Source organism: Kaistella sp. (assembly GCF_032060305.1).
In the GTDB taxonomy this organism is placed as follows: domain Bacteria; phylum Bacteroidota; class Bacteroidia; order Flavobacteriales; family Weeksellaceae; genus Kaistella; species Kaistella yananensis.
The window spans coordinates 1-20,106 of record NZ_DAMBHK010000008.1; the positions used below are offsets into that span (position 1 = coordinate 1).

Consider the following 20,106-nt stretch of genomic DNA (forward strand, 5'->3'; position numbering starts at 1 on the left):
TATATTTGCAGTCTGAAAAATAAGATATAGTTTTTACTAAAAAATATTAGCAATGAGCAAGAGAACATTCCAGCCATCAGAAAGAAAAAAAAGAAACAAGCACGGTTTCAGAGAAAGAATGTCAACTCCTAACGGAAGAAGAGTTTTGGCAGCTAGAAGAGCAAAAGGCAGAAAGAGTTTAAGTATTAGCTCGGCGAGAGCTAAGAGATAATCTCAGAAATTATCATATACAAATATGCTTGAAAAGTAAATTTTCAGGCATTTTTTGTTGTTAAAATTTGCCAAAATTAAGCACAAACACAAACTTTTTCTTTATTTTTGGCAAGGTTATTTGCAACATCAATAATCCCGAAATTATCGGGAAGATTCAACAACAATCAGATAAAGTATGCCACATTCCTCTCACGAAGGCCAGGATGTAATCCGCCTGAAAAGTGCTAAAATTGCCCAGAAAAATTTTACGGTCCTAAACGACGTAAACCTTCATATCAAAAAAGGCAGATTCTGCTATCTTATCGGAAAAACAGGTTCCGGAAAAAGTTCTTTGCTGAAAACACTTTACGGACATATTCCACTTTCCGGTGGAGAAGGTAATGTTGCAGGATTCGATCTTGCCAAACTTCGCATGTCTGATGTGCCGAACCTGCGCAGAAAACTGGGAATCGTCTTCCAGGATTTTCAGTTGCTGACTGACAGAACCGTAGAGAAAAACCTGCGTTTTGTCTTGGAAGCTACGGGTTGGAATGACAAAACTAAAATCGACGACCGGATAAATGAAGTTTTGGGAAGTGTAGGCATGAAATCGAAAAAACACAAAATGCCGCACGAACTTTCAGGAGGTGAACAGCAGCGTATTGCGATTGCGAGAGCCCTGCTAAACCACCCAGAACTCATCCTTGCCGATGAACCTACTGGAAACCTGGACCCCGAAACTTCGAACGAAATTATGACTTTACTGAAGCAGGTTGCTTTCGAAAATAATTCTGCAGTTGTAATGGCTACACACGATTATCATATGATTCAGAATTTTCCCGGGGAAGCGATCCGTTGCGAAGACGGCAAAGTTACTGTGCTGAATACTACCGAACTTTTCGAATAAGATAAATTTACAGTCAAAATAAAAAATCCTGCAAATTCATTGCGGGATTTTTCTGTTTTAATATTTGGCTAAAGCCATCAATTTTGCGCATAAAAAAAACGGGCTAAAGCCCGTTTCTATTGATTTATTTCAATTTTTTATTATCCTTTAAACTGACCCATCGCGATAAATTTATCCTGTCTTTGGGTTTCAAGTTCTTTACCGGTAAATGAAGAGAAAGCCTTGATGTTATGCAAAATCGAACTCTTTAAGTGCTCATAAGCAACCTGCGGATCGTAATGTGCGCCTCCAAGCGGCTCCTCGATAATTCCGTCTATAAATTTTTCTCTCAGTGCATCCTGAGGAGTTAATTTCAGCGCGTTGGCTGCGTCTTCTTTATGATCCCAGTTTCTCCACAGAATTGAGGAACAGCTTTCAGGAGCAATTACGGTGTACCAAGTATTTTCTAACATATACACTTTATTGCCAACCCCAATTCCCAATGCTCCACCGCTCGCTCCTTCGCCAATAATGTAAACGAAAATCGGGGTTTTAAGCATGGTCATTTCAAAAATATTTCTTGCAATTGCTTCTCCCTGTCCACGTTCTTCAGCTTCCAATCCTGGATAAGCTCCGGGAGTATCAACTAATGAAATCACAGGAATTTTAAATTTCTCTGCCAGTTTCATCAGTCTCAAAGCTTTTCTGTAACCTTCGGGATTACTCATTCCGAAACGGCGGAGCTGTCTTTCTTTCGTGGTTCTACCTTTTTGGGTTCCGATGATCATCACCCTTTGCCCGTCAATTGTTGCCAATCCACCGACCATTGCGGGATCATCGGCAAAATTACGGTCACCATGAAGTTCCAGAAAACTGTCTTTATCGGTAATTCCTTTGATGAAATCTAAGGTATAGGGGCGATCCGGATGGCGGGACAACTGAACTCTCTGCCATGGGGTAAGGTTGCCGTAAATTTCTTTCTTCTTTTCTACAATTTTATCTTCAATTTGCGAGCAGGCAAGTTTCACATCTACTCCGCTCTCTTCACCTACCAATGAACAGGTTTGGTACTGATCCATTAGCTCTTTTATGGGAAGTTCAAAATTTAAATACTCCATTTCTTTAGTTAAGAATTAATCTTTCAAATTTAGGAAAAATAATAGAAAATCAGCTGATATTATTCACTGCATTTTTTATCCTGCCTACACTTTCTTCTTTGCCAAGCACCTGAAGAATATCCGGAACATCAGGACCTTTCAACTCCCCGACTAAAGCTAAACGCAGTGGCATCATCACTTTACCCATTCCTAAACCTCTGCTTTCAGCGAAATCGTGAATAATGTGTCTTAAATTCTCAGCTTCGAAGATTTCAGTTCCGTGCAATGCTTCCGCAAAATCATTCATCAGGGATGCGGTTTGCTCGTTCCAGGCTTTTTTCACCGCTTTTTCGTCGTACGATGAAGGGGCTTCGAAGAAAAATTTACCGTCGGTATAAATATCTTTGATGAAGGTGGCTCTTTCTTTCATTAAAGAAATTATTTTAAGCAACTGGTCATCATCTAAATGACTAAGATTGATATCTTCAACTTTTTTAAGTAATACGAGCGCTTCCTGATCGGAAGTCAACTTCAAATATTCGTGATTAAACCATTCTGCTTTTTCTTTGCTGAAGCGTGCTCCGGCTTTATGAACTTTATGAAGATCGAATTCCTTTGTCATTTCCTCCAAAGAAAGAATTTCTCTGTCGTTGGCCGGACTCCAGCCCAGGAGCGCAACCATGTTGATGAATGCTTCGGGGAGATAACCTTCTTCTCTGTAACCTTTAGAGACCACTCCGGTTTCGGGATCTCTAAAATTCAGAGGAAATACCGGGAAACCAAATTTATCACCATCTCTTTTGCTGAGTTTTCCTTTTCCTTCAGGTTTCAGAATTAAAGACAGGTGCGCAAATTGAGGTCTTTCCCAACCCATTGCTTCATACAACAAATAGTGTAAACCAAGAGACGGCAGCCATTCTTCACCACGGATTACGTGTGTGATTTCCATTTCGTGGTCATCAATGATGTTGGCAAAATGGTACGTTGGCATGCCGTCGTTTTTTACCAAAACTTTATCATCAAGCGTATTGGTATTTACTGAAGATTTTCCGCGGATGATATCTTCAAGATTCAAGATTCGGTCGATAGGCATTTTGAACCGTACCACGTATGGAACATTTTCTGCCAACAAACGTTCTACCTCATCTTTAGAAAGTGTAAGTGAGTTTTTCAGACGGTTTCTTGTGATATAATTATAGGCGAAAACTTCACCGTTTTCTTCGTATTCTTTACGAATTATATCGAGTTCTTCAGGCGTATCAAATGCGAGATAAGCATAATCTGTTTTCAGGATTTCTGCCAGATGTTTATCATAGATGTCGCGTCTTTCCGACTGGCGGTAAGGAGCAAATCTGCCTCCGTGTTTGGGGCTTTCATCGGGAATAATTCCGCACCACTCCAGGGCCTCCATAATATAATCTTCAGCACCTTCCACGTACCTTGCGGTGTCGGTATCTTCAATTCTTAAAACGAATTCACCGCCCTGGTTTTTCGCGAAAAGGTAATCGTATAAAGCTGTTCTAACCCCGCCTAAATGTAAAGGTCCTGTAGGACTTGGTGCAAAACGCACACGTACTTTGCTCATTGTGCTAAAAATTTAAGCTGCAAATTTAAGTAAAAATTGAGTTTATAGAGGATTTGAGATATTTTATTTAGTTTTGCATCTTAAACATTTTTTAAAATGCTGGAAATTGGCGACAGACCTTGGGGGAAATATTATGTTTTAGCAGATGAAACTGCCTACAAACTGAAGAGAATTGAAGTGAATCCCGGACAAAGACTATCATATCAATATCATCATCACAGACAGGAATTCTGGACTATTGTGCAGGGTGAAGCCGTGGTAATTCTTGATGAAGTTGAGCATACTGTAAAATATGGCGAAAGCATTTTCATTCCACAGGGCGCAAAACACAGAATTGAAAACAGAACTAATGAACTTTTGGTTTTTGTAGAAGTGCAGACCGGAACTTACTTCGGTGAAGATGATATTGTGCGGATTCAGGATGATTACGAAAGAAGGTAAAAATTGTGAAAAATTATGAGGTTTTGGAGTTTAAGAAAGAGATATAAGCAGCTTAAACGGGATATAAAGTTTAAAAAGTCTGCAAGATTTCTTGATACTTCGTTGAGAGATCTTTCCTTTTTCGAGAACCATTCCTTCAATTTCAGAGAAGAATCTGAACCGGAAGTAAGTATTATTATACCCGTTCATAACCAACTTCTTTACACCTTAAACTGTCTTTGTGCCATATCTGAATGTAACGACAATGTGTCTAAAGAAATCATTTTGATAAATGACTGCAGTACGGATAATACCCAAAATGTCATCTCACAGATAAAAGGAATATTGCTCATTAATAACACCGAAAATTTAGGTTTTCTAAAAAGTGCAAATACCGCAATAAGACAAGCAAAAGGTTCTTATATTTATTTGCTCAACAACGACACAAAGGTTCAAAACAACTACCTAACTTCACTTTTATCTGTCTTTCAAACCCAGTCCAATGTTGGAGCTGTAGGCTCTAAAATCATTTTCGGGAATAATAGTTTGCAGGAGGCAGGCTGTCTCGTTTTCAAAAACAAAGTGATTGTAAACCGTGGAGCTACCCAGTCAATCGATGCTCCGCAATTTAACTTCCTGCGAACAGTAGACTATGTTTCAGGATGCAGTTTGCTATTTAAAAGACAGGATTCTAAGGGTAATCTGAATCTTTTCGATGAAGTTTATGCGCCTGCTTATTATGAAGAAAACGATCTTTGCATGCGGCTGAAACATCGTCAGGGTCTGGATACTTACTATCAACCTCAGTCAGAAGTGATTCATTATGAAACCGTAAGTTATAAAAAACACCATTCGAACAAGCACAATTTGATAAAAAAAAATTCGGTTATTTTCTATGAAAAATGGCAGAATTTTCTTGAAAACATTTGGAAAGAAGGCGATGATTTTTATAGAATAAATGACGATGCCCAATATGAGAAATGTATTTTGGTGGCCGAAGAGTTTATGCCGAAATTCGACCAGGATTCAGGCTCTAACAGGTTTACTGAGATTATAAAAATTCTGGTAAATAACAATCACAAAATATACTTGCTGATAAAGAATGAATTTTCTGCTGATGATGCTGATTACATAAAGAAATTTCAAGATTTGGGTGTTGAGGTTATAAGAGAATACTTAACCCCTGAACGGAAAATAATCCGGAAAGCAAAACAGCTTCAGCAAATAAAAAACTCCGTAGATTATATCTGGATTTTCCGACCGGAAGGCTACGAGTATTATAATGAGTTTATTAAACCAATTGGTTTCGGTGCGAAGATAATTTACGATATGGTGGATCTTCATTATCTCAGATTTTCAAGAGAGAAGGCGTATTTCTTCAAAAACAAAGCCACGTTAAAGAGGGAAAAAGAAGTTTGCGAATTAGAACGGAAAGCATTTCTACGCGCAGACGCCATCGTAGCAATAAGCGATCATGAGAAAGAAATTCTCGCGATAGAAAAAATAAGTACTGAAAAAATATTTATTGTAAGTAATATCCATTCATTAAAAAAGAATCTGAGGCAGAAATCTTTTCATGACAGAGAAGGCCTCATCTTTATTGGCGGTTTTCTTCACAAACCTAATGTAGATTCTGTGCTGTATCTGCATGACGAGATCATGCCGTTGGTATGGAAACAAAACCCGGATATTAAAGTGTATATAGTAGGCGGAAATGCCCCAGAAGAAATCACGACATTAGATTCCGAAAGATTCAGAATTTTAGGTTATCAAAAAGAAATCGACAATCTCTTTACAAGTGCAAAAGCGATGGTTGCACCGCTGAGATACGGAGCCGGAGTGAAAGGAAAAATCGGCCAGGCACTGGAGTATCAACTGCCCGTAATATCAACTAAAATTGGTGTGGAGGGAATGAAGTTAACACCGAATATCCATGCCCTTGTTGCAGAAATTTCTGATCCTGAAGCTTTTGCCAACTACATCTTAGATATTTATTCCAATGAAAAAAAATGGATTGAACTCTACGAAGGCAGTAAAGATGGATTGCAGTATTTTTCAACCGAAAATCAGGAAAAAAATATCAAAAAGCTGCTGAAATATCTTAATAATTGAAAAAACATTACTCAGCCTGCTATTACTCACTTAGCATTCTGAAAATCCACTCGCTGAAACTGTACTTTTTTACTATGTGCTCCGGCAATTCTTGATAAGGTCTTTTCAGGAACTCTAGAATTGCAGCGTTGTTGCCGTTTTCAATAACGAAAATATTGTCTGGATGGTAGAAATCATACTTTTTAACCATCAGATTATCGGTAATAATTTTTTTTCTGTAATACAAACCCTCGAAAAATCTGAAAGACAAACCAACCTGTCTCGGATCCACGAAATCTACAAGAACATCAGATTTTTTTACGAACTCTATGTTTTCTGCAAAGGAAATTCTCTTTGTGATATACTGGATATGAGGGTTTTTATCGTCGTTTTTGTCAAATTCCTGTAAGTAAAAATCGAGTTTAAAATCATTATTAACTGCAAACTCTACAAAATTGTTAATCTTAGTCCTTCTGATTTCCCAATCTAAACCCACGAAATAAAAAACTGGCGGGATATTCGGCACGGGAGTCTGAGCGGCTTTATAATTATCAAAATCAAAGTAAAAATTTGTAGTTTTTTTCACATTGCTAAAACCCGGTACGGTTTCAAAACAGAAGAACGTATCGAAGAAAGAAAAATAATTTTTCACTTTCGGGAATTTTTCAATTCCATCCCACTGGTAACCGATATATTTTGTGGTTTTATCCTTTAACTTTTCTATAAAAGAAGTAGGAAATGAATCTGGTCGGATTACGAAAATATAATCGAACTTTTCATCCAATTCAGCTACAATTCTTGAATATTCCGTTTCCTCAAATTGAGCAATAAGTTTCTTTTTATAACTTTTATCTTTTAAAAAAGTCTTCCTTATAAAATTGACCAGCCGTTCAGAGCCACGGTATTTATAAGCTGGAATTTTATTGGTAATTAAGGATGCCTGAAATCCCAACTTTTCTAAGTTTCTGATGAAAAGTTCGGGAAAATCCGAATAATCGGGCATTACCAGGAGAATTTTTTTCGGTCGCATCTATTAAGCTATTTTAGTAAATAGGTGATTTGAAATAGTTTGAATCGCTTTCTGAGGCTGTTCACCGGATTTCTAACATAATATTTTTTTATCTGGTCAAATGATTTAAGCGTGAGTTTGTTCATCGCCCGATAATAAGCCTCATTTTTGGGAGACAAATAGGTTTGGGAAGGCAAATCTGAATACGTATTAGCCAATGATTTTTCCAGTTTGCTGATCACTTCATCGCTTAATTTTTCACGTTCACGGATGGCAAAATCCAGAAAAAGTTTCTTAAGGTAAACGTTATACCACTTTGCAATATCAAGGTTTTGCTTTTTGATGTATTTTTCATACACTTCTTCCAGCACCGAAATATACGATTCCAAATTTCTGTCGCTTAATTTATTTGTAATCGAATTTTCGTTATTTGTTCTGTAAAAATAGGTTTCGTGGTTCACGAACTTTACATTTTTTGCTACAAGCATCGTTTCAAAAAACCACAATTCATCTTCGTGAAGAATTCCATTCTTAAAGCGGAGATTATTTTTGTTGATGAATTCTCTACTGTACAAACGATTTTGTGCAACAGGTGTTAAGGCAGATTCCATCGCTTTTGTTAAAACCTCAAAATGATTATTCGCAAAAGTGATATCGCCTTCTATGGGAGGATATAAATGTGAAATTTTCGATATAATTTCACGATCAATTTTTGACGTCACCGTAATTCCGGTTACTATATCGTTGTTGTCCACAGACGAAACCAATGTGCTGATGGCGTCAGTACTTAAAACATCATCTGAATCTAAAAAAAACACAAACGCACCATTAGAAACCTCGATTCCCCGGTTTCTTGTTGCTGAAAGTCCGGCATTTTCCTGTGTAAATACCTGGAAACGCCGATCCTTGGTTTCAAAAGATTTAATAATTTCAAGAGTATGATCACTGCTTCCATCATTGATTAAAATGCATTCCCAATTTTGATAGTCCTGCTTAAGGACGGAATCGACACATGCTTCAACATATTTTTCAACATTGTAGCACGGAACGACGATCGATACCAGTGGTGCAGAAATCATTATTTATGAGTTAATCGGGCGTATAAGTTTGGGAAATAGTAATATAATCTTAAATAGAAGTAATACTCAAGTCCGATATCTGCTGCAGAATATTTTAAAAATGAATTAAATGCCCTACGGATTTCGTCTTTCTCGGATTTCATTTCATCTTCTTTCGTATTTCTGGTAATTCTTTTCAGAACCATCAGAAGTTTCCTGACGATATTTTTAACGATTTTGTTTCGATCCCCAACCTTTGCAGAATTTCTCCAAAATTCAAAAACCTCCATAATTGCTAAAAAAAATTGGTAAGCGGTCGCCGGGGAGAGGTTATGTGAAAGGCTGTCTTCCCGCTGTATGTAATGGTATAACTTTTCATTGGATTTTATCACTTTTACTGCTTTATTAAAAATCTTGAAAAGTGTAGAATAATCCTCGAAACATTTTAGATTTTCAGGAAAGTGTACGTTTTTTAAAAGGTCTGCTTTAAACAGTTTACCCCATGGATGACTCTGGATTTCCTGATCCTCCAGCAACAATACTAAAGCTCTGTTGCCATCAAATATTTTCTCGTCCGAAATTGGTTTACTGCATAACACATTTCCATTTTCATCCTCGTAAGATGCTTCTACGATAGAAATATCGGCATTTTCACCGACAAGTAGACTGTATAATTCCGAACAATAATTCAATTCAGCCCAATCATCGGAGTCCATAAAGCAAATATAATCCCCTGTGGCTGCTTTTACACCAGTGTTTCGAGCTTTTGATACTCCCGAATTTTGCTGTTTTAAAACTAAGATCCTTTCATCATTACTTTGAAATTTATTATAAATCAGTGATGTCTCATCTGTCGAGCCATCATCGATAATAATGATTTCAAGATTAGCATAAGATTGTTGAACTACCGACTCTAAACACTTTTCCAACGTTTTTTCGGCATTGAAACAAGGTATAATTATACTTATCAATGGATCATTATTCATATGAATTGCAATAGGATGTGATGTGTTAATTACTTCGGGTAAGTTTCACAATAAGTATGAAAAGCTTTTATTAATAAGTAGTTTTGCCGTCTGTATAATAACGCAATTTAATTGAAATTATTAAGTTGGACAAATTTTTGAGATCGTGGTTTTTTACAGTAAATTTGAATCAAAACCTTCCACCTACTTCATCTTGAGGGTTTAAATTATAACTGTAGCAAAATGAATATCGTATATTTAGTTTTTGGCAATAATCTGGAGCATTATCAGCAAATATATTTCTCGATCTTTACAGCCATGGCTCGAAAAAAAGAAAATGACAGAATTGTTGTCATCGCAGAGGATCCTTCGTTGTTTAATTTTTTTGAAGAAAGCGTAGACATAATAGAGATAAACAAAGAAATTATTAAACGGTGGGAAGGCCAATATCAGTTTTTTTGGCGGGTAAAGATTAAAGCGCTACAGTTAATCGCCGAAAAATATCCTTCCGAATCTGTTCTTTATTTGGATGGCGATACTTTTTTTTACCAGGATCTCGATACCGTGAGGGAAGGCATGAACAATGGACAAAATTTTATGCATCTTGAGGAAGGTAAGCTGTCTTCACTATCATCAAAAACCGAAAAACTCATGTGGAAACAAATGCAGGGGAAAGAGTACAATCATATCAAAATTGATAAAAATTCCACTATGTGGAATGCCGGATTAATTGGAATTTCTAAACAACACTTAGATTCTCTGCAGATTGTATTAGATGTAAATGATGCAATGTGCGCCGATGACGTCACCCGAAGATTAATAGAACAGTTTGCGTTCTCTCTGGGATTGGGCAAAAATACTCAACTTAAATCTGCGGATCATATTGTAGGGCATTATTGGGGCAATAAAAAGCACTGGAATACTATTATCACTAATTTCCTGAAAGAATCTTTCATGAAAAAACACGATCTGCTGCAAATCATAGAAAACTTAAAAGAGATGGACCTTACTCAGAATCCGGTTTGGGTAAAGGAATCCAATACGGAAAAAAGACTAACTAAGTTCTTAAATAAATTTTATCAAAACAAGAAAACTACTTATATCAAAAAGTAGCGGCTATTGTAGATCTCTTAGTGTTCGGTAAGTTTCGTTTACGTATAAACTTTGCAGGTAACTAATTCTTAATCCGTCTACTCCATCAAGAATTCCTAATTTCAGGAAATAGGTTTTCACGAATTTGAAGATCACTTTTATATAATGCACAGCAATTAAATATTTTTTTCCTGTTTCAACGAGTTCTTCTCCCTTCAGACGCCCGTAATACAGCATCTTACTCTTGAACGACGTATAGTTTTCAAAAGAATAATGCAGAAGTTTGTTCTTTAAAACCCCTGTTGTTCCTTTAACATCAAGTGTTTCGTGCACTTTTTTGTGCTTTACATAAGATGCTTTTGACTTCTTAAACAAACGGAAATTCTTATCATTTTGTGTACCCGAAAAATTTATTTTTTTCTTCCCCACAAAAAAAATTCTGTAGATGTAATAAGCGTCCTTTGCATCCGGACGACTGATAGTTTCTCGAATCTCTTTTTCCAGCTCAGGTGTAATGCGTTCATCTGCGTCAAGAAAAAGAACCCAGTCATTTTTTGCTGCATCCAGTGCAATATTCCTTTGCTTAGTGAAGTCTTCAAATCCATGTTGAATAATTTTCACTTTGGGATTCAGCGAAGCAATTTCAACGGTGTTATCGGAACTGAAAGAATCGACAACAATAATTTCCTCACAAAAATCAAAACAATCCAGAACTTCCTGAATGTTTTTTTCTTCATTAAAAGTGATAATTAAACCGCTGATATGTTCTGTAAAACTCAACCTTTAAGATTTCTTAAATTCCAAAACTGTTTTTTCGATAATCGATACGCAATCCAAAATCTCTTCTTCGGTTATTACCAAAGGCGGTGCCAAACGGATGATATTTCCATGAGTTGGTTTGGCCAAAAGACCGTTATCACGCAGCGAAAGACAAAGATTCCAAGCCGTTTTGCTTTCCGGAGTGTCGTTGATGAGAATCGCATTTAAAAGACCTTTTCCGCGCACACCGTTGATAAGATCTGTTTTTTCGATTAATTTCTGAATTTCAATTCGGAAAAGCTGCCCGAGTTTTTCGGCTCTTTCTGAAAGGTTTTCTTCTTCCACAACATCCAAAGCAGCGACTGCAACCGCACAGGCAATCGGATTTCCTCCAAAAGTTGATCCATGCTGCCCCGGTTTAATTACATTCATAATTTCATCATTGGCTAAAACTGCAGATACCGGATACATTCCACCGGAAAGCGCTTTACCTAAAATCAGAATAGCGGGCTGAACATTTTCATGATAACAAGCGATAAGTTTTCCGGTTCTGGCAATCCCTGTCTGTACTTCATCGGCAATAAAAAGAACATTATACTTTTCACAAAGTTCCGAAGCTCCTTTTAAGAAGCCTTCATCCGGTACATAAACCCCAGCTTCACCCTGAATGGGCTCAACCAAAAACGCAGCGATATGGGCTGAATCATTTTTTAAAGTTTCTTCTAAAGCTCCAAGATCATTGTATGGGATTTTTATAAATCCAGGTGTAAATGGTCCGTAATTTTTGTTGGCATCGGGATCGTTGGAAAAAGAAACGATTGTGGTTGTTCTTCCGTGGAAATTATTTTCGCAAACAACAATTTTTGCTGTATTTTCTGCAATTCCCTTTACTTCGTAGCTCCATTTTCGGGCGAGTTTTACCGCGGTTTCTACGGCTTCAGCACCGGAATTCATTGGTAAAACTTTATCAAACCCGAAAAGTTCGGTAATTTTTTTCTCGTACTCGCCTAAATTCGCATTATAAAATGCACGGGACGTTAAGGCCAACTTCTGCGCCTGATTCACTAAAGCATCAACAATTTTGGGATGCGAATGTCCTTGGTTTACAGCAGAATATGCTGAAAGAAAATCATAATATTTTTTACCTTCTACATCCCATACAAATACACCTTTTCCTTTCTCTAAAACCACCGGAAGTGGGTGATAATTGTGAGCGCCGTATTTTTCTTCGAGTTCTATAAAGTAAGAGGATGTTTTGTTTACTGTATGCATGCTGATGTGGTTTTAAGTGAACACAAAAATACGCATTTATTTTGATCTGTTGAAGCGTTTGCAGCTAAACTAAGAGCAGCTAATCAGGTCTTATTTAAGAAAAGCATGGGGAAAAGTCCCTTAATCATTCCAAAAAAAAACCGGCAATTTACTGCCGGTTGATATTCACTTCTAATAAAGATTTTAGTAATTAAATTTCTGATCCATCACAAAATCTTCCATGAATTTTGTGGTGTAATTTCCGGCAAGATAGTTTTCATCTTCCATCAACTGTCTGTGGAAAGGAATCGTAGTTTTTACACCTTCTATATAAAACTCTTCTAAGGCACGCTTCATCTTTGCGATGGCCTCATCGCGTGTTTGTGCTGTAGTGATTAACTTTGCGATCATCGAATCGTAATTAGAAGGAATTGTATAACCTGAGTATACATGGGTATCAACACGAATTCCATGACCGCCTGGAATATTCAGCTCGGTAATTTTTCCCGGAGAAGGACGGAAATCGTTAAAGGGATCTTCTGCATTAATTCTACATTCAATTGAGTGAAGTTTCGGATAATAATTGATCCCTGAGATTGGTGTTCCTGAGGCTAAAAGAATCTGCTCCCGGATAAGATCGTAATCCACCACCTGCTCTGTAATAGGATGCTCTACCTGAATTCGGGTATTCATCTCCATAAAATAGAATTTGCGATCCTTGTCCACCAAAAACTCAATAGTTCCCACACCTTCGTACTTGATATATTCCGCAGCTTTTACTGCAGCTTTACCCATTTCTTCACGAAGTTCATCGGTCATAAACGGAGAAGGAGTTTCTTCAGTTAACTTCTGATTTCTTCTTTGTACAGAACAGTCTCTCTCTGAAAGGTGGCAGGCTTTTCCGTATTGGTCACCGGCAATTTGAATTTCGATATGTCGTGGTTCAACAATGAGTTTCTCCATGTACATTCCACCATTTCCGAATGCCGCAGTAGCTTCCTGAACTGCAGAATCCCAATGTTCCTGCAAATCTTCAGCTTTCCAAACCGCTCTCATTCCTTTTCCTCCACCTCCGGCGGTAGCCTTAATCATCACAGGGTAACCGATTTCGGCAGCAAGTTTTGCAGCGGTTTCATAACCGTCGATTAAGCCTTCAGAACCGGGTACACATGGAACTCCTGCTTCTTTCATGGTAGCTTTAGCATTTGCTTTGTCTCCCATTCTGTCGATCTGTTCGGGAGTTGCACCAATAAATTTAATGCCGTTTTCCTGACAGATTCTGGAGAAATTAGAATTTTCTGATAAAAATCCGTATCCCGGGTGTATCGCATCGGCATTGGTAATTTCTGCCGCCGCAATGATGTTTGAAATTTTAAGGTAAGAATCTTTGCTCATCGGAGGGCCGATACAAACTGCTTCATCAGCAAACCTAACGTGCAGGCTGTCTTTATCCGCAGTAGAATAAACTGCCACAGTTTTGATTCCCATTTCTTTGCAGGTACGCAGAATACGCATTGCAATTTCGCCTCTGTTGGCAATTAATATTTTTTTGAACATCGTACTTGAAATTTTAAATTTTGAATTTTGAATTTTAAATTATTTTTAAATGAGCTCCATTTAAAATCTATAATCTATAATTTAAAATTTCTTAAGAAGGATCAACTAAGAATAAAGGCTGGTCATATTCAACAGGCGAAGCATCATCTACCAAAATCTTCACGATTTTTCCTGAAACCTCAGATTCAATCTGGTTGAATAATTTCATGGCTTCGATTACGCAGACAACTTTACCGTTAGAAACCTCGTCGCCAACATTTACGAAAACATCTTTATCCGGTGATGGTTTTCTGTAGAAGGTACCGATCATTGGGGATTTAATGGTTACAAATTTACTGTCATCCGAAACAACGTCAGCAGCTGGTGTGTTCGCAACAGGTGCAGATGCTTGTGCAGCAGCAGGTGCAGCTTGCTGTGGCGCAGTATGATAAACAGCCGGTTGCTGCATATAGCTTACCTCGCTCCCTCCGAGTGGAGTCTTGATCGTGATTTCGAAATCTTTTGTTTTGTATTTTACTTCAGAAACTTCTGCTTTAGACACAAATTTGATCAGATTTTGTATGTCTTTAATGTCCATTATATTTGATATTTGTTTGTTATGCCAAAGATACTAAAAAACAGCAAAAAACAACAAAAAACCACTCAAAATTGAAAAAATTGAGTGGTTTTAGTATAAAATTGAAGTTTTTTAAGATTTTTTGTCTTAATTTTCTTCTGTAGTTTCTACTGTTTTTTCCATTACTACCTTACCTCTGTAGTACATTTTTCCTTCAAACCAATGCGCTCTGTGGTAAAGGTGCATTTCTCCTGAAGTTGCATCTTTTGCCAATTGAGGAACACTTGCTTTGTAGTGTGTTCTTCTCTTATCTCTTCTTGTTGACGATTGTCTTCTCTTTGGATGTGCCATTTCTTATAATTTTGTTTGATGAGCGATGAGTAGTTGATTGCTCACTTCTCATCATTTTAAACTATTTAATTTTTATCTTTTAACTTTTTCAAAGCTTCCCAACGGGGATCGCTTTCCGGTTCTTCATCTACTTCGTCTTTCGGACTGAATTTTTCGAGAATTTCCAAATCTTCATCAGAAACATTCGGCGAAATTTTCTTCATCGGTATTGCAAGCATTACTACTTCGTAGATTAACTGCGCCACATTGAATGCGTGATCGGTCATCGGAATGGTAATCACATCTTCTTCGCTGTCATCATATCCTGCACCGAATTTTACCAGAACAGCTAATTCATTTTCTATCGGATGGTCGAAATTTTCGTTGGTGATATCACAAACTAAATTTACCATTCCGGAAGTTTTGATATTTACCTCTAAAAAAGTGGTATGCTTATCCATTAAGACATCAGCCACGATTTTAGGTTCTGTAAATTCCTGTTCAGTATCGAAAAGTTGAAAGAACGTTTTATCTATCTCAAATTGGAATTCGTGTTTGCCGTTTTTTTGACCCGAAAACACGATGTCGTAGTTTCTTAACCTGTCCATAAAATGAGTGTGCAAAAATATGCAAATTTTTTAATATTACAAATAATTTTCAAAACAATTATTTAAGAAAAATAATTTTAAAAACTTTAACTGTGTTTTTCCTGTGGCAAATCCTCGTCTACGCCATTTGCTGCAGCATTTTTACGTGGCTGCATACGGTTGGTCATTAGATCATTATACTCTTTTCGGTTTTTAAAAATCTTTATCGCAGTGAAAATTGCTTCGGTAAAACTCGTTTCATCGGCAATATTCTGTCCTGCAATATCATAGGCTACGCCGTGATCCGGAGATGTTCGGATGAAGGGCAATCCGGCAGTATAATTTACTCCCTCTTCATAAGCCAATGTTTTAAAGGGTGCCAGACCCTGGTCGTGATACATCGCTAAAACTGCATCGAAATTTTTGTACTTCACGGGTTGAAAAAAACTGTCGGCCGGAAATGGCCCGAACGTTAAAACCCCGTTATCGAAAAGTTCTTTAATGGCAGGCGAAATAATTTCAATTTCTTCCTTACCAATCACACCACCGTCACCGGAATGTGGATTTAAGCCCAACACTGCAATTTTAGGCCGCGGAATCTGGAAATCTTCAATAAGACACTGATTCAGCATTTTAATCTGCTTTTTTATTTTTTCTTTTGAAATGCTTTCGGCAACCTGAGCAATCGGGATGTGGTGGGTAGATACTGCTACCTTCAGATCATCGGTCACTAAAAACATCAATCCTTTTTTACCAAATTTTTCTTCAAGATAACCGGTGTGTCCTGCATGCGCAAAACCATGTTTCATCATTTCATCTTTATTAATGGGCGCAGTGACTAAAACATCTATTTCACCTTTCATTAATGCTTCTGTTGCCGCCTGCAGCGAATCAATTGCCATTTTGGTCGATTCTTCCGTAGGTTTTCCTAAATCTACATTTACATTTTCTTTGGTAAGATTCACCATATTAATCTTATCGCCCACCGCCTGAGTGGCTTCGGTGATATAATTAAAATTGTGCTGAAGCTTAAAAATGTTTTTCTGATAAGTAAACAATTTCCCGGAACCAAAAATGATGGGCGTAAAAAATTCGGTAATCGCTTTGTCTTTCAGTGATTTCATAATGATTTCCGGGCCTATCCCGTTGAAATCCCCGATTGAAATTCCTACCCTTACTTTATGGTGTTTAGCACTCATTTTTAATTTATCTTTGAAGATTAATAGAATTTCACAAATTTAGCAATTTAGAAATAACTATTCTGTACTTATTTGAAACTAAATTTTTCTTTACCAAAAAAAACGATCTTATGTTCACAGGAATCATCGAAGCTACCGCAACACTTGAAAAAATTGAACACAGCGCAGAGAATATTAATTTTACACTCACCTGTCCCTTTACTCAGGAATTAAAGATTGACCAAAGTTTGGCACATAATGGCTGCTGCCTTACCGTGGTAGAAATCAATGATAGAAGTTACACCGTTACTGCCATTGCTGAAACCTTGGAAAAAACCAATCTCGGAAAATGGATTGTAGGAACAGAAGTGAATTTGGAACGCTGTTTGAAGTGGGATGGAAGACTGGATGGCCACATTGTTCAGGGTCATGTAGATAAAACCGGAACCGTTGAAAAAATTGAAGACAAAGACGGAAGTTTTTTTATCACCATTCAGTACGACGAAACCGATGATTATGTTACCGTTCCCCAGGGATCTATTACGGTGAACGGCATCAGTTTAACAGTTGCTTCCAGCGATTCGGGCAGGTTTTCGGTGGCCATTATTCCTTACACGTGGGAATTCACCAATATGAAAAATCTCAAGCCCGGAGATGTGGTAAATCTGGAATTCGACATTATAGGAAAATATGTAACGAAACTGATGAAAAAAAATGCCCTTCTCTAAATATAAAGGTTATAGCTTAAGAAATAAAGTTTTCTGGGGATTCCTCCTGATCTGTTTACTCAGTATCGCGAGTTCCTCTACCCTTTCCTATTTTATTTTACGCAACAATGCAGTAGCACAAAGCCGTACGGATCTTCAGAAAAAATCTGAAGCCCTGATGTCGGCCCTGGATTATTCAGTAAGCCATACCCAGGTTGAAACCAACGATTTACCAAAGATTTTAGCCAATGACATTTTCGAAATTGCCGACATCAATAACCAGGACATCATCATTTATGACTTATCAGGTAAATTTTTGATTTCCAATAAGGACATTAATCTTATCGCGCAGAAAGAAATTCCGCTCGAAGTAATAAACCGCGTACTTAAAAGCGATACCAGAGTAGATTTTCAGACTTACGATAAAAAAATAGGGGCCAATGTTTCTTCCTCATATATGATTTTGAAGAATAATATGCTGGAGCCTATCGGTATTGTATTTTTTCCTTTTTATCATAACGACGGTGCTTACTTCAGTGTTTTCAACAAATATGTAAATTACATTATTATCGTCAATCTTTTCATAATCGCCATCTCCGTTTGGCTCAGCTGGATTATCTCGAATAACCTTACGCGCGCCGTTACAAAGTTTTCAGACAAAATCAACCAGATTACGCTGTTTGAAGATGATCCAAAACCCATTAAATATTATCATAACGACGAACTGAACCAGCTGGTGAAAGCTTACAACAAAATGATTCTCCAGATTCAGGAACAGAAACAGCGCCTCAGTTTTAAGGAAAAAGAAGAAGCCTGGCGCGAAATGGCAAAGCAGGTAGCACACGAAGTTAAAAACCCGCTTACCCCGATGAAACTCACCATACAAAACTTCGAAAGAAAATTTGATCCGGCAGATCCCGATATCCGCGACAAAGTAAAACATTTAAGCCGCACATTGGTAGACCAGATTGATCTGGTGGCAACCGTTGCAAGTGCTTTTTCTCAGTTTGCACAACTTCCTGAAAAAAACAACGAAATATTCGACCTGAATAAAGAAATTAAGAACATCATTAATGTTTTCAGCGACGAAAAAATTTATTTCCATTCCAACAGAGATATTATTATGGTTGAAATGGACAAAATTTATCTCTCCAGAATCATTACCAATTTGGTGGCAAATGCCCGCCAGGCGAAACACGACGACCGCGACAATATCATTAATCTTGACGTGGAACAGCGCCAAAAAAGAGTTATTATTACCGTGGATGATAACGGAACAGGAATTCCCGAGGATCTTTACGACAGGATTTTCGAGCCTAATTTCACTTCAAAAACAAGCGGAACCGGTCTCGGTTTAACCATGGTAAGAAAAATGGTAGAAGATTACAAAGGCCAGATTTCAGTAAAATCTGAGGTCGGTAAAGGTTCTACATTTACAATTTCTTTGCCTACAAATATGTAGATTTTCTTATTTAATGAAACCTTTTCACTTCCAAAAATTCACTGTTAATCAATCAGCAAAAGTCTTCCGTGTCGGAACTGACGGAGTTTTGCTTGGCGCCTCGGCAACGGTTGAAAAGGCTGAAAATATTTTAGAAATAGGCACAGGCACAGGATTAATTGCTTTAATGATCGCGCAGCGAAATCCAAAAGCCTTTATAACTGCCATCGACCTCAATGAAGTAGCCGTAACTCTCGCCTCAGAAAATTTCAGGAATTCGCCATACAGCGACCGATTAAAAGCTATTTTGCAGGATTTCAAGCAAATCAAAACGGAGGAGAAATTTGATTTAATCGTTTCCAATCCACCGTATTTCGAAGAAAATTCTTCAGAAAAAGATATTTTGGCCCGGCAACAGACAGAACTTTCTTTTGTTGATTTAATCCGAAACGCCTCAAAAAGTCTTTCCGGAAAAGGAATTTTATCGGTCATTATCCCGTTTAATTCCGGAAATGATTTTGAAAGAATTTGTAGAGAACACAACCTCTTCCCAACAAAAAAGATTACCATTTCTGGAATAAAAACCGCTACTCCCAAAAGACTGATTCTGGAGTTTGGATTAAACGCCGGAAAAGTAATCGAAACCGAATTCGTCATCGAAAAATCACCAAGAAAATACAGTGATAGCTACCTCGAGCTGACCAAAGATTTTCACGTCTTCAGAAAATAAGCCAATTATTTTGGAGCATTCAGCGTAACTACAATATCTTTATTGATGTTTTTAACCGACGAATATTTAGCGTCGCACACTGAAGTGGTAATCGTATAATTTCCTTTATCAATGAGTAAAAAATTCTGGTTGTGGGCCGGTACATCAAGATTATAAAACTTTCTTCCGCTGATTTTTACGATGAGATTGCATTTCGATTTGTTTATGATCTGTATGTATGCATTTTTGCTTGTAGGATCAGTATTGAACATGTGGGTTAACAACTCAGCCGTTCGTTTATTTTTTTCACTAACACCACCGCTTCTTGCTACATCTCTCTTAATCTCCGTTTTTAACTTACTTGTACTGATGGGCTTAACGCTGGGTTTAGCAACATTAGCTCTTTCAGCCGGTGCTTTATCACCGTTGATTACTGCAAGAAGCTTACGTTTGAATTCCGGAGTTTTAGGATGAGTAGGGTTATACTTAATAAAATTAGCAATCACCTGCGGATCTGTGCTTTTCTCTACCTGTGCAGCAGTGTATTTAGACTGCGCCGTAGAAAAAAACGGAATAAAAAAAACGAGAATATATAGATATCTTTTCATTAATACGATGATTTATAGAAGTTTAAAT

21 protein-coding genes are annotated in these 20,106 nt (G+C 37.4%); 8 read left to right on the forward strand and 13 right to left on the reverse strand.

From position 1 onward, the window contains the following. The first annotated feature begins 52 nt into the window (after positions 1–52). Complete coding sequence (rpmH, locus tag V5N63_RS01960; protein WP_034755721.1) at positions 53–211, forward strand: 50S ribosomal protein L34; 159 nt, start codon at positions 53–55, stop codon at positions 209–211. Between the two features lie 177 nt (positions 212–388). Then, positions 389–1,099, forward strand: a complete 711-nt coding sequence (locus tag V5N63_RS01965) for a cell division ATP-binding protein FtsE (protein ID WP_088469792.1) — start codon at positions 389–391, stop codon at positions 1,097–1,099. A gap of 140 nt (positions 1,100–1,239) precedes the next feature. Here V5N63_RS01965 and V5N63_RS01970 read toward each other — a convergent pair whose 3' ends face one another. Together V5N63_RS01970 and gltX are read right to left on the reverse strand one after the other, a co-directional pair. After that, entirely contained in the window at positions 1,240–2,196 is a 957-nt protein-coding gene (locus tag V5N63_RS01970) for an acetyl-CoA carboxylase carboxyltransferase subunit alpha (RefSeq protein ID WP_088469791.1), read from the reverse strand. Between the two features lie 49 nt (positions 2,197–2,245). Next, on the reverse strand, positions 2,246–3,760 hold the full coding sequence (gene gltX / locus V5N63_RS01975; RefSeq protein WP_332032524.1) for a glutamate--tRNA ligase: 1,515 nt from the start codon (positions 3,758–3,760) through the stop codon (positions 2,246–2,248). Between the two features lie 99 nt (positions 3,761–3,859). Between gltX and V5N63_RS01980 the strand changes: the two genes are divergently transcribed. Then, complete coding sequence (locus V5N63_RS01980) at positions 3,860–4,201, forward strand: phosphomannose isomerase type II C-terminal cupin domain (RefSeq protein ID WP_332032594.1); 342 nt, start codon at positions 3,860–3,862, stop codon at positions 4,199–4,201. A gap of 15 nt (positions 4,202–4,216) precedes the next feature. Next, on the forward strand, positions 4,217–6,292 hold the full coding sequence (locus V5N63_RS01985) for a glycosyltransferase (RefSeq protein WP_332032526.1): 2,076 nt from the start codon (positions 4,217–4,219) through the stop codon (positions 6,290–6,292). Between the two features lie 22 nt (positions 6,293–6,314). Here V5N63_RS01985 and V5N63_RS01990 read toward each other — a convergent pair whose 3' ends face one another. Genes V5N63_RS01990 through V5N63_RS02000 form a run of 3 tightly spaced genes read right to left on the reverse strand, consistent with a single transcriptional unit; the run spans position 6,315 to position 9,324 of the window. Then, entirely contained in the window at positions 6,315–7,301 is a 987-nt protein-coding gene (locus V5N63_RS01990; RefSeq protein WP_332032528.1) for a hypothetical protein, read from the reverse strand. Positions 7,302–7,309: 8 nt separating this feature from the next. Continuing rightward, positions 7,310–8,359 (reverse strand): glycosyltransferase, encoded by a 1,050-nt coding sequence (locus V5N63_RS01995; RefSeq protein WP_332032530.1) that lies wholly within the window; start codon positions 8,357–8,359, stop codon positions 7,310–7,312. Then, positions 8,359–9,324: a glycosyltransferase family 2 protein gene (locus tag V5N63_RS02000; protein ID WP_332032532.1), complete on the reverse strand. Its 966-nt coding sequence runs from the start codon at positions 9,322–9,324 to the stop codon at positions 8,359–8,361. Before V5N63_RS02000 ends, V5N63_RS01995 begins: the two co-directional genes overlap by 1 nt. Positions 9,325–9,546: 222 nt before the next feature. Here V5N63_RS02000 and V5N63_RS02005 point away from each other — a divergent pair, with 222 nt between their 5' ends. After that, positions 9,547–10,416 carry a hypothetical protein gene (locus V5N63_RS02005; RefSeq protein WP_332032534.1) on the forward strand — a complete coding sequence of 290 codons (870 nt, stop codon included), beginning with the start codon at positions 9,547–9,549 and terminating at the stop codon, positions 10,414–10,416. 3 nt (positions 10,417–10,419) lie between these two features. Here V5N63_RS02005 and V5N63_RS02010 read toward each other — a convergent pair whose 3' ends face one another. The 7 genes from V5N63_RS02010 to pdxA all read right to left on the reverse strand — a co-directional run bounded on the left by V5N63_RS02010 (position 10,420) and on the right by pdxA (position 16,634). Further along, entirely contained in the window at positions 10,420–11,175 is a 756-nt protein-coding gene (locus tag V5N63_RS02010) for a glycosyltransferase family 2 protein (RefSeq protein ID WP_332032536.1), read from the reverse strand. Between the two features lie 3 nt (positions 11,176–11,178). Then, the gene (rocD, locus tag V5N63_RS02015) at positions 11,179–12,426 is read right to left on the reverse strand and encodes an ornithine--oxo-acid transaminase (RefSeq protein ID WP_332032538.1); all 1,248 of its coding nucleotides are present in this window, start codon (positions 12,424–12,426) and stop codon (positions 11,179–11,181) included. 183 nt (positions 12,427–12,609) lie between these two features. After that, the gene (gene accC, locus V5N63_RS02020) at positions 12,610–13,962 is read right to left on the reverse strand and encodes an acetyl-CoA carboxylase biotin carboxylase subunit (RefSeq protein ID WP_265145093.1); all 1,353 of its coding nucleotides are present in this window, start codon (positions 13,960–13,962) and stop codon (positions 12,610–12,612) included. Positions 13,963–14,053: 91 nt separating this feature from the next. Beyond that, a complete protein-coding gene (gene accB / locus V5N63_RS02025; RefSeq protein ID WP_332032540.1) occupies positions 14,054–14,539 on the reverse strand; it encodes an acetyl-CoA carboxylase biotin carboxyl carrier protein in 486 nt (161 codons plus the stop codon). Positions 14,540–14,665: 126 nt separating this feature from the next. Beyond that, the gene (gene rpmF, locus V5N63_RS02030) at positions 14,666–14,869 is read right to left on the reverse strand and encodes a 50S ribosomal protein L32 (protein ID WP_088469779.1); all 204 of its coding nucleotides are present in this window, start codon (positions 14,867–14,869) and stop codon (positions 14,666–14,668) included. 65 nt (positions 14,870–14,934) lie between these two features. After that, on the reverse strand, positions 14,935–15,456 hold the full coding sequence (locus V5N63_RS02035; protein ID WP_088469778.1) for a YceD family protein: 522 nt from the start codon (positions 15,454–15,456) through the stop codon (positions 14,935–14,937). An 86-nt stretch (positions 15,457–15,542) separates the two neighbouring features. Then, complete coding sequence (gene pdxA / locus V5N63_RS02040; RefSeq protein ID WP_088469777.1) at positions 15,543–16,634, reverse strand: 4-hydroxythreonine-4-phosphate dehydrogenase PdxA; 1,092 nt, start codon at positions 16,632–16,634, stop codon at positions 15,543–15,545. A 110-nt stretch (positions 16,635–16,744) separates the two neighbouring features. Here pdxA and V5N63_RS02045 point away from each other — a divergent pair, with 110 nt between their 5' ends. Genes V5N63_RS02045 through V5N63_RS02055 form a run of 3 tightly spaced genes read left to right on the forward strand, consistent with a single transcriptional unit; the run spans position 16,745 to position 19,491 of the window. Beyond that, on the forward strand, positions 16,745–17,341 hold the full coding sequence (locus V5N63_RS02045) for a riboflavin synthase (protein WP_332032542.1): 597 nt from the start codon (positions 16,745–16,747) through the stop codon (positions 17,339–17,341). After that, complete coding sequence (locus tag V5N63_RS02050) at positions 17,328–18,782, forward strand: HAMP domain-containing sensor histidine kinase (RefSeq protein ID WP_332032544.1); 1,455 nt, start codon at positions 17,328–17,330, stop codon at positions 18,780–18,782. The genes V5N63_RS02045 and V5N63_RS02050 overlap by 14 nt, the downstream gene beginning before the upstream one ends. A 13-nt stretch (positions 18,783–18,795) precedes the next feature. Next, complete coding sequence (locus V5N63_RS02055; protein WP_332032546.1) at positions 18,796–19,491, forward strand: tRNA1(Val) (adenine(37)-N6)-methyltransferase; 696 nt, start codon at positions 18,796–18,798, stop codon at positions 19,489–19,491. A gap of 5 nt (positions 19,492–19,496) precedes the next feature. Here the strand turns inward: V5N63_RS02055 and V5N63_RS02060 are convergent, their stop codons facing one another. Further along, complete coding sequence (locus V5N63_RS02060; protein WP_265145085.1) at positions 19,497–20,078, reverse strand: DUF6759 domain-containing protein; 582 nt, start codon at positions 20,076–20,078, stop codon at positions 19,497–19,499. Positions 20,079–20,106 lie beyond the last annotated feature (28 nt).